Source organism: Mycobacterium sp., from assembly GCF_032159565.1.
Lineage (GTDB): Bacteria > Actinomycetota > Actinomycetes > Mycobacteriales > Mycobacteriaceae > Mycobacterium.
Genome location: NZ_JAVHWR010000006.1, coordinates 32,052 through 46,395, shown reverse-complemented (window position 1 = coordinate 46,395; position 14,344 = coordinate 32,052). Strand labels below are relative to the sequence as shown.

The following is a 14,344-nucleotide window of genomic DNA, read 5'->3' as shown; positions in this document are numbered from 1 at the left end:
GGGGAGGTTTCGCACGTCATGGAAGACTGCTGCTCATGGACGGTGAGCTCGAGCGTTGGAAGGAAGCCGGGCGGTACTTCGACTATCTGGGCTTCGACGTCTTCTACCGGACGGCGGGCAGCGGCCCGATCCTGCTGCTGATCCACGGCTACCCGTTCAATTCATGGGACTGGGCGCCGATATGGGACACACTCGTCGAGCGGTTCACCGTGATAGCGCCGGACATGCTGGGGATGGGCTTCTCCGACAAGCCGGTCGCCTACCAGTACACCGTCCACGACCACGCCGACATGCACGAGGCGCTGCTGGCTCACCTCGGTGTCGCCTCCGCGCACATCCTGGCGCACGACCTCGGGGACTCGGTCGGTCAGGAGATGCTGGCGCGCCACGAATTGTCCGAGCAGGTGTACGGATCTCTGCGCATCGAGTCGGTCACCTGGCTCAACGGCGGCCTGTTCAACGAGAGCTACACGCCGCGGCTGATGCAGAAGGCGATGTCACGAACCCCGCTGGGCGACATCATGAGTCCGCTGCAGGGCAGCCCGCTGTCCCGGCGTCTGGTCGACCGCACTCTCGACGAGCTGTTCGGGGCCGACACCAAGCCCTCGGCGAAGATGGTCGACCAGTTCCACGAAATCCTCGGTTTCAACGACGGCAAGCGCGTGACCCACAAAGTCGGGCGGTTCATCAGCGACCGCTACACACACCGCAACCGGTGGGTGCGAGCCATGCGCGAGACCGCCGTGCCGATGCGGTTGATCGACGGACCCGCCGACCCGAACTCCGGCAGGCATATGGCCCAGCGCTATCTCGAAGTCATTCCCGACGCGGATGTCGTCATGCTCGATGACGCGATCGGGCACTGGCCCCAGATCGAGGCACCCGAAGCGGTGCTGAGGCACTTCCTCGATCACGCCGACCGGGTCACTGGGCAGGGGTAGTCAGCGCCGCGGCCAGCACTGGCACCACCAGTTCGCGTTGCCACGGCCTGGCCTGGGCATCGCGCAGAAACTCCTCGACGGCCGCCTCGGTGTCGGCCGACGGCTGCCAGTCCCAGCACAATCGGCGTACCACCTCCGGGGTGACCAGGTTCTCTGTGGGCACCGACACCCGCTCGGACAGTGCGGCGAGGCCGGCGCGGGCCGCCTCGAGCCGCGCCGCGGCCTCGGGTTTGCGACGGGCCCACCGTGACGCAGGCGGGGGGCCGTTCTGTGGCTCGGAGACCTCCGGCTGGCTCTTGTCGTCATGGGCCCGGCTCAACGCGTCCAACCAGACCGAAGCGCTGCGCCGCTGTTTGGACCCGCCGAAGACGGGCAGTGCGGTGAGCTCCTCGACGGTCTTGGGGTCGGCGGTGGCAGCGCTGATGATCGCCGAATCGGGCAGGATGCGGCCCGGTGCGATATCCCGCCTGCGGGCGATGTGGTCTCGCGTGGTCCACAGCTCGCGCACGGCGGCCATCGCGCGGCGGTCGCGCACCTTGTGGATGCCCGAGGTGCGGCGCCAACGGTCCCGTCGCGTCGGTGCCCCTTCGAAGGTGCGCAGGAACTCGAACTCCTGGGCGGCCCATTCGGACTTGCCCTGCTCCTCGAGGACGCCCGCGATGGCGCCCCGCAGTTCGAGGAGTACCTCCACGTCGAGGGCGGCGTAGTTCAGCCACTCCGGCGGCAGCGGCCGCTTGGACCAGTCGGCGGCGCCGTGCCCCTTCTTCAGGCCGAGGCCCAGCAGCCGCGCCACCATCGTCGCCAGGTTCACCCGGTCGTAGCCGGCCAGCCGGCCCGCCAGTTCGGTGTCGTAGAGCTTCGTCGGCCGCATGCCGATTTCGGCGAGGCACGGCAGGTCCTGGTCGGCGGCGTGCAGCACCCACTCGTCGGTGGAAAGCACCTCCGCCACCGGCGCCAGCGTCGTGGGCGTGTCGGCACCGTGGTTGACCGGATCGATCAGCACCGTGCCCGCACCCTCGCGGCGAATCTGCACCAGGTACGCCCGGTTCGAGTAGCGAAACCCCGACGCCCGTTCGGCGTCGACCGCGAACGGCCCGTGTCCGGACGCCAGAAGCGTTGCCGCTTCTTGTATTTCATACGCCGTGACCGACAGTCGTGGCACTCCGTCGGCAGGCGCCGGCAGCGGCGTCGCTTCGGGTTCTGCGGTGTCCTCTGGCTCGGCTCCGCCGGAGTCGGCTTCGGTCATCTCAAGCGCGCGTGCGCGACTTCAGATCGGTCACACCGGCAGGCGGCAGACCTGCGGCGTGCTCGAGCACTACGCAGAAGGCGGCCACATGCGGCCCCAGCTCCAGCGTCGTCGCGGTCCAGGATGCGCGCAGCTCCAACTGATGGGCCCGAGGCGGGCCGGAGATGTCGCCGTAGCGCACCGATGTGGTGGCGGTGACGGTGCCGCCGAGAGCGGTGACATGCTCGGTGTTCGCCTCCAGCGCGTCGACCAGCCAGCTCCAGGCGACCTCGGGCAGCAGCGGGTCGACCGCCTCGCTGGAGTCCAGGTCCGCCTGGACGTAGGCGACCAACCGCATGGTGCCGTCCCAGGCTTCTGCGCCCTCTGGGTCGTGCAGCAGGATCAGTCGTCCGAAAGCGTCCCCCTCGGACTGCTCGGGCACGATGGCGGAGTCGGGATGACGCACCTCGGCGCCGAGGGCGTAGCTGAACGGCGCCAGACGCTGCGGCGGCCGGATCGGGCCGAGCTCGATTTCCGGTCGCACGGTAGTGGCGTTCATCGCCGCGACCGCTTCCCGGAACTGAGCCGGTTCGGCGGTGGTCACCGACTTGACGGTAGACCATTTGAGCAGGGCTGTACGCAGGCGCGCCGTATCTGGTCGAGGAGGGGCGCCGAACTGCCCGCAGTCTGGCTGTCATGGCAGCATTGATGTCGATGAATAGCCGTCGTGACCTGCCGGAGTCGCCGTACCTGGCCGCCGCCGGTGGCCGTAAGCCAAGCCGGGTTCCCGTGTGGTTCATGCGGCAGGCGGGCCGTTCGCTGCCCGAGTACCGTGCCTTGCGCGCGAAGAACACGATGATGCAGGCCTGCTTCGACGCAGAGCTGATCACCGAAATCACGTTACAGCCGGTGCGCAGGCACGGCGTGGACGCCGCCATCCTGTTCTCCGACATCGTCGTACCGCTTCGGGCGTCGGGCATCGAGCTGGACATCGTGCCCGACGTCGGGCCGGTCATCGAGCACCCGATCCGCACCGCCGCGGACGTCGCCGGTGTGAAACCGCTGGAGGCCGAGCAGGTCGCGCCCGTTTCCGAGGCCGTGCGGCAGTTGGTCGCCGAGCTGGGCGACGTTCCGTTGATCGGCTTCGCGGGTGCGCCTTTCACGCTGGCGTCCTACCTTGTCGAGGGCGGTCCGAGCCGCCACCACGAGCGCACCAAGGCGATGATGCTCGGCGAACCCGACACCTGGCATGCGCTGATGACGGCGCTGACGGACGTCACCACCGCGTTCCTGCGGGTGCAGGTGGACGCGGGCGTCGACGCCATCCAGATGTTCGACTCCTGGGCCGGGACGCTGTCGCTGGCCGACTACCGCACCCACGTGCTGCCGCACAGCACGCGGGTGTTCGAGGCGCTTGCCGATGCCGGGGTGCCGATGACGCACTTCGGTGTGGGCACGGCCGAACTGCTCGGCGCGATGTCGGAGGCCGTGGCGCCCGCCGCCAGCCCGGTGGTCGGCGTGGACTGGCGTACCTCGCTGACCGACGCCGCGGCCCGGGTGGCGGCAGGCACCGCCCTGCAGGGCAACCTCGATCCGGTGGTGCTGATGGCAGGCATTGCGGTGGCCGAGCGCGCGGCACGCGCGGTGGTCGAGGACGGCCGTCGTGCGGTCGACGCGGGCGCGGCGGGCCACGTGTTCAACCTCGGTCATGGTGTGCTGCCCGCGACCGACCCAGGCATCATCACCGACGTGGTTGCGTTGGTGCACTCGCTGTGAGCGCATCCTATTGCGTTGTCGGCGGCGGTATTTCGGGGCTCGTCGCCGCTTACCGGCTCCGCGTCACCCTTGGAGACGACGCGGACATCACGGTGTTCGAGCCCGCCGACCGGCTCGGCGGAGTGTTGCGCACCGAGCAGCTCGGCGGCCAGCCCATCGACATCGGCGCCGAGGCTTTCGTCGCCCGCCGCCCCGAGGTGCCTGCGCTGCTCGCCGAGCTGGGCCTCGCAGGCAGGCAGATCGGCACCACGGGCGCGCGGCCATTGATCTACAGCCAGGGGCGCCTGCATGAACTGCCCCGCGGCACGCTCAACGGCATTCCGTCCGACCCGTCGTCGATGGCCGGACTGGTCGACGACACCACGATCCGGCAGATGTTCGATGAGCCGGCGAGGCCGCTGAACTGGCGGCCCGGGGCCGATCCCGCGGTAGCCGAACTCGTCGGCGACCGGTTCGGCGCACAGGTGGTGACCCGTTCGGTCGACCCGTTGTTGGCAGGCGTCTACGCGGGGTCGGCCGCCTCCATCGGGCTGAGGTCGGCGGTACCGACTCTGGCCGCGGTGCTCGACCGCGGCGCCCGGAATCTGACCGACGCCGTCAGGGAGGCGCTGCCGCCGGCCACGGAGGGTTCCGTGTTCGGCGCGCTCGACGGCGGTTATGCCGTGCTGCTCGACGAGTTGATCCGGCGTGCCGACTTCAGGTGGGCGCAGGTGGGCGTCGACCGGCTCGAGAGCCGGGGGAGCGGCTGGCAATTGATCGACGACGAGGGCGGCCACTGGCACGCCGACGCGGTACTGCTGGCGGTCCCTGCGCCCCGGTTGGCGACGATCGTCGCTGCCGTCGCGCCTCGCACGGCCGCCGCGGCCAAACAGATCAGGGTGGCGTCGACCGCGCTGGTCGCGCTGGCACTGCCCGGCGGCACCCCGCTGCCGGACCGTTCGGGTGTGCTCGTGACCGCCTCAGAACGCCTGCATGCCAAGGCGATCACGCTGTCGTCGCGTAAGTGGGGATCGCGAGGCAACGTGGAGCTGGTACGGCTGTCGTTCGGTCGGTTCGGCGATTCCACCCAGGACTGGGCCCACCGTGTCGGTGACGACGACCTGCTGTCGTGGGCGGCCGACGATCTCGCGGTCGTTTTCGGTGTCACCAATGAGCCGTTCGACTGCCGGGTGCACCGGTGGATCGACGCGATGCCGCAGTACGGACCCGGGCACGGACGCCTGGTGGCCGAACTGCGCGCGGGCCTTCCGTCATCGCTGGCGGTGGCGGGCGCTTACCTGGACGGCATCGGGGTGCCCGCCTGCATCGCCGCGGCCACCCGGGCGGCGGCGTCTCTGGTCACGACGCGCGTGGAAAACTAGGGGTCATGGCCCGCCTGGATTACGACGAACTCAACTCGACGCTGCGCTACCTGATGTTCTCTGTCTTCGCCGCGGAGCCGGGTGCCCTCGGCGACGATCGGACGGCGATCGTGGATGAGACCGCGTCGTTCCTCAAACAGCAGGAGGACAACGGGGTCGTGGTCCGCGGCCTCTATGACGTCGCGGGCATGCGTGCCGATGCCGACTTCATGATCTGGACGCATGCGGACCGGGTGGAGTCGCTGCAGGCCACCTACTCCGATTTCCGCCGCAGCACGGCGCTGGGCCGGGCGTCTCGGCCGGTGTGGAGTTCGGTTGCGCTGCACCGCCCAGCAGAGTTCAACAAAAGTCATATCCCCGCGTTCCTGGCCGGTGAGGAGCCGGGCGCCTACATCTGCGTCTATCCGTTCGTCCGGTCGCTGGACTGGTACCTGCTGCCCGACGACGAGCGCCGCCGCATGCTGGCCGAACATGGCATGGCCGCCCGCGGCTACAAGGACGTCAGGGCCAACACCGTGCCCGCGTTCGCGCTGGGCGACTACGAGTGGATCCTCGCGTTCGAAGCACCGGAACTGCACCGCATCGTCGACCTGATGCGTGATCTGCGCGCCACCGATGCCCGTCGGCACGTGCGCGAAGAGACGCCGTTTTTCACCGGCCCCCGCGTTGGCGTCGAGGAGTTGGTCGCCAAGCTGCCGTGAACCGCTCCAAAGAATTTGCTAGCATCCATCGCGGCGGTATGAATCCAACGTAGTCGTCAATTCCGGCAACAGTCGTTAGCGTGAACTGTCTGCTTGCGAGTGCAAAAACGGCCGATGGCCCGTAGATGGGCAAATGATCATACGAGTTTGCTGTTAGCGGTTTCGCCTACTGAAATTTGTTGCTAGCGTGAGAGCGTGTCGAGAACAGCGTGGGCGGGGGTTGGCGCTGTTGCTGTCGGAATTGCCTTCGCGGGCACTCTCCTCGGGCAATGGGGCGGTCCGTCGGTGGCCCTCGCGGTCTCGCGGTTCGGCCTGCTCGTCCTGGTGATCGTCGCCGCGGTTTGCGGCGCACTCGCCGCCCGGTCTGCCGAGGGCAGGCAGCGGAAGGCCTGGATCTGCATGACGGCCGGGTTGACGGGATGGGCCGTCGGCGAGGCGCTCTGGATCGTGTACGAGCAGATGCTGCACCAGCCTCCGTTCCCTTCGCTTGCGGATGCCGGTTATCTGCTCTTCCCCATCGGCGCCGGCGTCGCGATGATCCTTCTGCCCGTCGGCTATTTGGGCCATTCCCGGATCCGCTACGTGCTCGACGGGCTGATCGTCGCCGGCGCACTGTTCGAGATCTCCTGGGTGCTGGTGCTGAGGACCGTTTACGACGCAGGCAACACGAGCCGATTCGCGCTGGGTCTCTCGCTGGCCTACCCGGTCGCCGATATCGCGATCCTCACCGTCGCGGCCATCGTGCTGACCCGGGCTCGCACCGGCAGGCGCTCGACGCTGGCGCTGCTGACCGGCGGCGTTGTGCTGATGGCGTTGTCCGACAGTGCGTTTGTGTATCTCACCGCCCAGGGGGCGTATTCCAGCGGCCACATCATCGATATCGGGTGGGCGGCGGCGTTTCTGACCTTCGGGATGGCCGCTCTGAACAGTCGTGGCTCTCCGGAGACCGAGGTGGTGGTGCAGCAGGTACCGTCCCGAATGTCGATGTGGCTGCTCTACGTGCCGGTCGCCATCGCCGCCCTGGTGTGCACTCCCGCGTATCTACCGACGCCCGGTCTGGGACCCATTTTCGTATCGTCGACACTGCTGATGAGCGCGGTGCTGGCGAGGCAGTACACGGTGGTGCGGCAGAATCAGCGGCTCCTGAAGATGGTGGCCGACCAGGCTTTGCGTGACACGCTCACGGGCCTGGCCAACCGCGACCTGTTCAACGACCGGCTGATGCATGCGGTGCAGCTGCACGAGAACGACAGCCAGTCGGTGGCGGTGCTGTCGATGGATCTCGACGATTTCAAGTTGGTCAACGACAGCCTCGGACATCCCGCGGGCGACGCCCTGCTGATCCAGGCCGCGGAGAGGCTGCTCGGCTGTGTGCGGACCTCCGACACGGTGGCGCGGGTGGGTGGCGACGAGTTCGCCGTGTTGATGGAGGGCCTGCCGGAGCTGTCGCGCCTGGTTGCGCATCGCGTGGTCGCCGCGTTCGAGGAGCCTTTCCTGATCGACGGGCAACAGCTGTTGATGCGGCCCAGCGTCGGGCTCGCCGTTGCGTCGTCGGCCAATCCGGATCTGTCCGCGGATTTACTGCTCAAACAGGCCGACGTGGCGATGTACTCGGCCAAACGGTCGAAATCCGGTGGCCTGCATACTTTCACCGCAGACATGGCGCTGTCCGATCCGAACGAGATCGAGTTGCCGACCGAGAAGAGCGAGCACACGGAGCGCGGTGCGGCGGTGCGGCTTCTCGGCGAGCTTCGGCACGCCATCGACCACGGCGACCTGACCGTCTTCTACCAACCGAAGTTCGACTTGCGCACCGGAGACGTCGTCGGGGTCGAAGCCCTGGTCCGTTGGCCTCACCCGAAGCGCGGACTGCTCGGCCCGGCCCACTTCCTGCCGCTGGTTCGCAAGCGCGGCCTGATGCGGGCGGTGACCGACATCGTGCTGACGCAGGCCCTCGACGATGCCGCGGAATGGCAGGGCATGGGCATTGGCGTTCCGATCGCGGTGAACGTGTTCGCACCGTCGCTGGGGGACCTGGATCTGCCCACCCATATCGCCTCCGCCCTCGCTATGCGCAGGCTGAGCCCCGAAGGTCTGACGATCGAGATCACCGAAGACTTCCTCCTCGACAACATCGACCGCACGCGGTCAGTGTTGGAAAGGTTGCGGCAGAGAGGAATTCGGATCGCCATCGACGATTTCGGCAGCGGCTACTCGGCCCTGTGGTATCTGCGCGAACTTGCCATCGACGAGGTCAAACTCGACAGGCACTTCATCGCGCCGATCCGTGTCGACGCCCGCGCCGCCGCCGTTGTGCGTGGCGTCGTCGACCTCGCCCACGTCCTCGGAGTGACGACGGTCGCCGAGGGTGTGGAGAACGCAGAGACCGCGGAGCGACTTCGGGAGTTCGGCTGCGATGTGGCTCAGGGGTACTACTACAGCCCGCCGGTGAGTGCCGCGGCGATGATGAACATGCTGGCGGCAGGCCAGCCGAAACGCGGTACGCAGGTCGAGTTCGAGAAGCTGGGCGCTACGGGCCCGCAGGCGCCAGTCGTAGCGAAATCGAGTTGATGCAGTAGCGCTGATCGGTGGGCGTCGAGTAGCCCTCGCCCTCGAACACGTGGCCGAGATGGCTGTGGCAGTTGGCGCACAGCACCTCGACGCGCTTCATGCCCAGTGAATCGTCCTCCCGCAGGATGACCGCGTCGGTATTGGCCGGGTCGTAGAAAGATGGCCAGCCGCAATGGGATTCGAACTTCTCGGTGCTGCGGAACAACTCGGCGCCGCAGGCCCGGCATTCGTAGACGCCTTCGGCCTTGGTGTCGGTGTACTCACCGGTGAAGGGCCGCTCGGTGCCTGCTTCGCGCAGCACCGCATATTCGGCGGGGTTGAGCTTCTTGCGCCACTCGTCATCGGTGAGTTCCACCCTGGGCTGCGGAGAGGTCATGTGTCCACGCTAGCGCAGTTACGCCGCGACGATCTCGCGCACGAATCTGCGGCTACCGGTGTCATCCCGAGCGGACAGACCTGGATTCGTCGGGTCTGGTGTCCGTCAGCCATGGCGGGTCGATACCCGTTTCGAGCCTGCCCTGGGCTTTGGCGTCCAGGTAGCGGAAATACAGCACGCAGAACACCACGACGAGCATCAGTGACCAGCCGTAGGTGATCTTCATGTACTCCAGAAAGCGCCCGGTGGTCGGCCAGCGCCACATCAGCCAGCGGTCCATTGTCAAGAAGCCATAGGTCGCCAGCCATGCGGGCCAGTTGCGCAGCACCGAGTTGGGCAGCACGACCGTCATCAGGAACGGGAACAGCATCATCGAGTAGTAGCCCTGCGCAAGGGACAGCACCAACCACGACGCGGTGAGCAGGACCCCCGACGACGTCAGCATCCAGAACAGCGGATCGCGCGTTCTGTAGTACCGGTAGAGCAGCCAGAGGCTGACGACGGCCAGGACCGTGAACACGATCCGCAGCAGCAGGATCATCCATGTCGGCAGGCCGTAATAGGTGCCGTTGCCCTGGATGGAACTGTTGAAGTAGTCGCGGGTGCCCAGGATGTAGGGCACCGTGCGCTTCACGAAGTTCACCGGGTCGGCCACGCGAAGCGAGGCGACCGGGATCGCCACCGCGGCAAGGTTGAACAGCAGCGGGACGCCGATCGCGGTCACGAACACCCGCCACTGCCGGTTCAGCAGCGGAAGCAGCAGCAGCACCGCCAGCACCGGTTTGACCGTCAGCGACAGGCCGATCGCCGCGCCCGCCCACCACTGATCGCTGACCTTTCCGGACAGCAGCCACCGAAAGAAAAGCACCTCCGCCAGTAAGACGCAGCCATTGATGTTGGTGAACACGATTGTGTTGGTGACGGACTCGGTGAAGAACATGGCCACGAGCAGGGCAGGTAGCGCCACCGACGTCAGCGCGAAGCCGAACAATCGCACCATCAGGCATGCGGCGACGATCATGGCCACTGTGTTGACCGCGACGAACCAGTTGTGCGACGCGAACACGGGCATGTAGCCGAAGGGAGCCATCAGCAATGTGCCGCCCGGTGGATACAGATAGTGCGGGTCGACGTAGTTGAAGTGTTCGTTGTAGATGTCCCAGCCGCGCCGCAGGTTGCTCACGGCGCGGTACACCGGCCCGAAGTCGTCGGTGATGTAGCCATTGCTGGCGAGCACGTAGCTGCGGTGGATGATCGACATCACAGCGATCGGCCAGAGCGCCGATCGCAGCACCGTCGCCACGCTGGGTGGGGACGTGCGCGGTCGGAAGAGGTGCAGAAGGCCGGTACGAATGGAGTCTGGTGCCGCCACCAGCGAACCGTACACCGAGCGTTGTGGCGGCAGGACTAGGCGGGGCAGTAAGTGTCGGTGGGTGGCAGGTTGCCGCTGTCCAGGTAGCCGTTGACGGGCGCCAGCGCACATTCGGAGTAGATGCTGGCCCCGTGCCCGATGCCCTGCCAGATCACGCGCTTGCTCGAGGTGCCTGCGTTGATGATGGTGGCGGCGGCCTGCGCGACGCCTTCGTTGCCGACGATCGGGTCGTTCTGCACGCCCATCAGCAGCACGGGGATCTTGAGGTTCTTCGGGTCCTGCGGCGCCGATCCGCTCGGCCAGTTCAGGCACTTGACCATGCTGAGCGCGCCGACGGCGCCGAATTGCGGGTAGAGCTTGGGCCATGCGACGACGAGTTCGCGGACGCGGTCGGGGGTAGGGCGGTTCAGCGCGTCGCTGCACGAGTTGACGAATTGGCCGTCGGTCTGGCGCAGGTTGTCGGCCTGGTTGATCAGGTTGTTCATCTGGTTGGCGTCGCCGCTGCGCGCCGTCGCCACCGCGGAGGCCAAGCTGTTGGTTGCGGCCGTGCGGTCGCCACGCGGGTAGGCCAGTGCGGTGGCGATCGCGTCGGCGACGGTGGAAACCGACGCTCCGCCGGGCCCGTTGCCTGACCGCGCGTCGGCGAGCAGGGCGTCGACGGCGGCCTTCGGATCCGACCCAAGAGGGCAATTGGTGGCCGCGCATTGCGACGCGAACGCGTCGAGCGCGGTCTGCTCACCCTTGACGCGCTGTTCGGTCGCGGCCTCGGCGGCGATACCGAGCGGCAGCGGTGAGTCGAGCACCAGCCGCGCCACCTTGCCGGGATGCGAGCCCGCATAGGCCAGCGCCACCTGTGCGCCGTTGCCGATGCCGAGCAGCGCGATGGACGGCACGTCCCAGGTGCTGCGCAGCCGTTCGATGTCCTCGGCGGCGTGCGAGTTGTCGTACGCCGAGTCGCCGGGGGCGATGCTGTCAGTGCAGCTGGTGGTGGCCGTCATGGTGATCGCGGCGAGGTTGGCGACGGGATCGTCGCCGGACTGGAACTGCGCCTGGTCGAGCATTTCCTGACGGTCGAACAGGTCGCGGCAGTCGATCGGGCTGGACATGCCCATACCACGCCGGTCGACCGCGACGATCGGATGGCTCTTGAGCACGTCGGCGCCCGCCCGCGACAGCCAGATCGGCAGCTGCACCGAGGTGGGCAGGTCGGAGCCGGTTGTCATCACCAGCGGTCCGGCGTCTTCGGGCGTCTGCACCGACCGCGCACGCACCACGCCGATGCTCACCGATCCGGTGGCGCCGTTGATCGGGTCGAGGTCGGCGTCGTAGGTGGCGCAATCCAGCGTGACGCCGGGAAGAGGGTTGACGGCCGAGTCGCTGAACACCTGTGAGGTGCAGTTGCGCCAGGACAGGTCGTTCTTGGGGGCCTCTATCGGGGGCGGACCGCCAGCCTTGTTGTTTGTGGTCGGCTGCCCCTGAGGTCGCGCGCCCGAGTCGGTGGCGTAGCGCGGATCGGCGGCCAGCAGGGGCGCGCATCCGGTCAGCAAGGCCGACACAACGACGGTCGATGTGCACAGGGCACGGACCAGGTGACGCCGATGCATGGCCACCACAGTACTGATCAGGCTGTCAGGCCCCTCGGACGTAGCGTGTGTACAGATAGCCCGCCTCGTCGGTGAGCAGGTGGCTGCGTCGCATCCGGGTGTGCACCTGACCGGGGCCGGTGGCGATGCGCCGGGCACCCCCGCCGACCAGTAGCGGCGCGACCGTCAGGCACAACTCGTCGAGCAGGTCTTGTTCGATCAGCGAGCCGAGGAACTGCGGGCCGCCCTCGGCGAGTACCCGCAGAAGCCGGCGCTCGGCAAGGATCTTCAGAACGGTTGCGGCGTCGACCCCATCCGGATAGGGACCGGATGCGTCGATGATCTCGGCGACCGATCCCAGCCTGCTCTGGGCGTCGGCGACCGCCTCGGCGGAGGTGAGGATGAGCGGGGCCACCTCCGTGCGGGTGAAGATTCTGGCGTCGTGGTCGAGCGCGGCTCTGTTCGTGACGACGGCGATGGGCGGCAGCTCGGCCTGGCCCCGGCGCTGCCTGGCCTGGCGCTGCGCGGGGCTCAACTGTGCGCCCGAATAGTTCTCGCTACGGACGGTGCCCGCACCGACCAGGATGACATCGGCGAGCTGGCGCATCTCCGCGAACACCGCGCGGTCGCCGGGCCCGGCCAGACTTCCCGATTTGCCGTCGGCGGTCGCACCGCCGTCGACGCTGGCGATCATGTTGCCGCGCAGCCAACACGACTGCAGGTTGTCGGGATAGGCATAGAAGTCCGATAACCGGCTCTCGTCGACTGAGTCGGTGGAATCGAGCACGGTGTATCGGACCCCAGCAGCGTCGTCGGGCATGGGCACGATCTCAGCACGTCGCTAGAGTTCGTGCATGCAGTCCGCCGCGCACGGGAGGAGCAGTTCTGCCGGTGGTGTCGGACGTCTCGTCGATCGGCATCCACGCGTCACCTCGGAGCGGTTGATCGCCCAGCTTCACCCGCCGCCGACATTCGCCGACGTGAGCTTCGAGAGCTATCAGCCGGATCCGGCCGAGCCGTCGCAGTCGGCGGCAGTGCAGTCGTGCATGCAGTTCTGCGACGACGCGGTGGCGCGGCGGGCGGGCAGGAAGAAGTTGTTCGGCAAGCGCGAGGTGCTGCCGGGCGTCGGGCTCTACCTCGACGGCGGCTTCGGCGTCGGCAAGACCCACCTGCTGGCGTCGAGCTACTACCGGATCTCGGCCGCGTCGTCGGCGCCTACGGCGTTCGCGACGTTCGGTGAACTCACGCAGCTGGCAAGCGTCTTCGGTTTCGTCGAATGCATCGACCTGCTGGCCGACTACGCGGTGGTGTGCATCGACGAGTTCGAGCTGGACGACCCCGGCAACACCACGCTGATCTCACGGCTGCTCTCGCAACTGGTCGAACGCGGCGTTTCAATCGCCGCCACGTCGAACACGCTGCCCGAACAGCTGGGGGAGGGCCGGTTCGCCGCGCAGGATTTCTTGCGCGAAATCAACACGCTCGCAGCGATTTTCAAGACCGTGCGCATCGAAGGGCCGGACTACCGTCACCGCGACCTGCCGCCGGCGCCGGAGCCACTGTCGGACACGGAGGTCACCGCCCGCGCCGCAGAGGTGCCCGGTGCCACCCTCGACGACTTCGACGATCTCTGTGCGCACTTGGCAACGATGCATCCGTCGCGATACCTGACGTTGATCGAAGGCGTTTCGGAGGTGTTCCTCACCGGCGTGCACCAGATCGACGACCAGAACGTCGCGCTGCGGCTGGTATCGCTCACCGATCGCCTCTACGACGCGGGTGTCCCGGTGGTGGCGTCGGGATCGAAGCTCGACACCGTCTTCGGCGAGGAGATGTTGGCGGGCGGATTCCGCAAGAAGTACCTGCGGGCCACGTCGCGGCTGCTCGCCCTGACGACGGCCGGTCAGACCGGGCGCACCATCACGTAGTCATTCTCGATGCGGGTGCCGAGCCGGAATGTCTTGGTGCCGTTGATCGTGAAGCCGTGCTTGGCGTAGAAGCGCTGTGCACGTTGGTTTCGTTGATTGACGCCAAGCCACACACTTTTGGCGTCGAGTTCCTGCGCCAGCCGAATCGCCTCGAACATCAGCGCGGCGGAGGCGCCGGCACCGTGATCGTCGGACAGCACGTACATCTTGGAGATCTCCACTGCCGGCCGGGCGGTGACCGCTCGGTTGACATCGTCGTCGTCGGGGACACCGCGAATCAGCACGGCGTATCCGATCATTCGGCCGTCCCGACGCGCGACGAGGACCAGTCGATCGCCATCGGTCAGGTAGCCGGCGAAGTGTTCCTGTGTCAGGTTCTCGGCGATGAACGCAGCAATGTTCTCGTGCGTCACCGACGGCGGGCACGCCAACGGAAAGGTTTGGGCGGCGACGTCGGCGAGTTCGGGTAGGTCCGCGGCGGCGGCGGCGGCGACTTCGAGCGTCACCGGC

The 14,344-nt window shown here is 67.4% G+C and carries 13 protein-coding genes; 6 read left to right on the top strand and 7 right to left on the bottom strand.

All coding sequences use genetic code 11. The features are described 5' to 3' along the window. Positions 1-35: 35 nt before the first annotated feature. Positions 36-941: an alpha/beta fold hydrolase gene (locus QOC76_RS00950; RefSeq protein WP_526353214.1), complete on the top strand. Its 906-nt coding sequence runs from the start codon at positions 36-38 to the stop codon at positions 939-941. Here the strand turns inward: QOC76_RS00950 and QOC76_RS00945 are convergent. Continuing rightward, positions 925-2,187, bottom strand: coding sequence for an HRDC domain-containing protein (locus tag QOC76_RS00945; RefSeq protein WP_526353206.1), 1,263 nt, complete (start codon positions 2,185-2,187; stop codon positions 925-927). The two genes, QOC76_RS00950 and QOC76_RS00945, sit on opposite strands and share 17 nt — an antisense overlap. Before the next feature lies 1 nt (position 2,188). Further along, a complete protein-coding gene (locus QOC76_RS00940; protein WP_526353212.1) occupies positions 2,189-2,809 on the bottom strand; it encodes a DUF3000 family protein in 621 nt (206 codons plus the stop codon). 71 nt (positions 2,810-2,880) lie between these two features. Here QOC76_RS00940 and hemE point away from each other — a divergent pair, with 71 nt between their 5' ends. The 4 genes from hemE to QOC76_RS00920 all read left to right on the top strand — a co-directional run bounded on the left by hemE (position 2,881) and on the right by QOC76_RS00920 (position 8,575). Then, positions 2,881-3,942, top strand: a complete 1,062-nt coding sequence (gene hemE / locus QOC76_RS00935; protein WP_526353210.1) for a uroporphyrinogen decarboxylase — start codon at positions 2,881-2,883, stop codon at positions 3,940-3,942. After that, on the top strand, positions 3,939-5,303 hold the full coding sequence (locus tag QOC76_RS00930; RefSeq protein WP_526353204.1) for a protoporphyrinogen oxidase: 1,365 nt from the start codon (positions 3,939-3,941) through the stop codon (positions 5,301-5,303). Before hemE ends, QOC76_RS00930 begins: the two co-directional genes overlap by 4 nt. Positions 5,304-5,308: 5 nt before the next feature. Further along, positions 5,309-6,004, top strand: a complete 696-nt coding sequence (hemQ, locus tag QOC76_RS00925; RefSeq protein WP_526353202.1) for a hydrogen peroxide-dependent heme synthase — start codon at positions 5,309-5,311, stop codon at positions 6,002-6,004. 195 nt (positions 6,005-6,199) lie between these two features. Continuing rightward, positions 6,200-8,575 (top strand): putative bifunctional diguanylate cyclase/phosphodiesterase, encoded by a 2,376-nt coding sequence (locus QOC76_RS00920; RefSeq protein ID WP_526353200.1) that lies wholly within the window; start codon positions 6,200-6,202, stop codon positions 8,573-8,575. Here the strand turns inward: QOC76_RS00920 and msrB are convergent. From msrB to QOC76_RS00900, 4 genes are all read right to left on the bottom strand, one after another. Then, positions 8,535-8,951, bottom strand: coding sequence for a peptide-methionine (R)-S-oxide reductase MsrB (msrB, locus tag QOC76_RS00915; RefSeq protein WP_526353198.1), 417 nt, complete (start codon positions 8,949-8,951; stop codon positions 8,535-8,537). The genes QOC76_RS00920 and msrB overlap by 41 nt on opposite strands. 61 nt (positions 8,952-9,012) lie before the next feature. Beyond that, on the bottom strand, positions 9,013-10,338 hold the full coding sequence (aftC, locus tag QOC76_RS00910; RefSeq protein ID WP_526353196.1) for an arabinofuranan 3-O-arabinosyltransferase: 1,326 nt from the start codon (positions 10,336-10,338) through the stop codon (positions 9,013-9,015). A gap of 20 nt (positions 10,339-10,358) precedes the next feature. Beyond that, a complete protein-coding gene (locus QOC76_RS00905; RefSeq protein ID WP_526353194.1) occupies positions 10,359-11,927 on the bottom strand; it encodes an alpha/beta hydrolase in 1,569 nt (522 codons plus the stop codon). Positions 11,928-11,952: 25 nt separating this feature from the next. After that, complete coding sequence (locus tag QOC76_RS00900; protein ID WP_526353192.1) at positions 11,953-12,726, bottom strand: pyrimidine reductase family protein; 774 nt, start codon at positions 12,724-12,726, stop codon at positions 11,953-11,955. Between the two features lie 34 nt (positions 12,727-12,760). On the opposite strand from QOC76_RS00900, the gene zapE reads away from it, so the two are divergent. Continuing rightward, entirely contained in the window at positions 12,761-13,834 is a 1,074-nt protein-coding gene (gene zapE / locus QOC76_RS00895; protein ID WP_526353190.1) for a cell division protein ZapE, read from the top strand. Here zapE and QOC76_RS00890 read toward each other — a convergent pair. Then, on the bottom strand, positions 13,810-14,340 hold the full coding sequence (locus QOC76_RS00890; RefSeq protein ID WP_526353188.1) for a GNAT family N-acetyltransferase: 531 nt from the start codon (positions 14,338-14,340) through the stop codon (positions 13,810-13,812). The two genes, zapE and QOC76_RS00890, sit on opposite strands and share 25 nt — an antisense overlap. Positions 14,341-14,344: the final 4 nt, after the last annotated feature.

Coding starts and splice junctions, on each gene's coding strand:
- QOC76_RS00950 (WP_526353214.1), top strand. CDS start 36: ATGGACGGTGAGCTCGAGCGTTGGAAGGAAGCCGGGCGGTACTTCGAC.
- QOC76_RS00945 (WP_526353206.1), bottom strand. CDS start 2,187: ATGACCGAAGCCGACTCCGGCGGAGCCGAGCCAGAGGACACCGCAGAA.
- hemE (WP_526353210.1), top strand. CDS start 2,881: ATGAATAGCCGTCGTGACCTGCCGGAGTCGCCGTACCTGGCCGCCGCC.
- hemQ (WP_526353202.1), top strand. CDS start 5,309: ATGGCCCGCCTGGATTACGACGAACTCAACTCGACGCTGCGCTACCTG.
- msrB (WP_526353198.1), bottom strand. CDS start 8,951: ATGACCTCTCCGCAGCCCAGGGTGGAACTCACCGATGACGAGTGGCGC.
- QOC76_RS00905 (WP_526353194.1), bottom strand. CDS start 11,927: ATGCATCGGCGTCACCTGGTCCGTGCCCTGTGCACATCGACCGTCGTT.
- QOC76_RS00900 (WP_526353192.1), bottom strand. CDS start 12,726: ATGCCCGACGACGCTGCTGGGGTCCGATACACCGTGCTCGATTCCACC.
- zapE (WP_526353190.1), top strand. CDS start 12,761: ATGCAGTCCGCCGCGCACGGGAGGAGCAGTTCTGCCGGTGGTGTCGGA.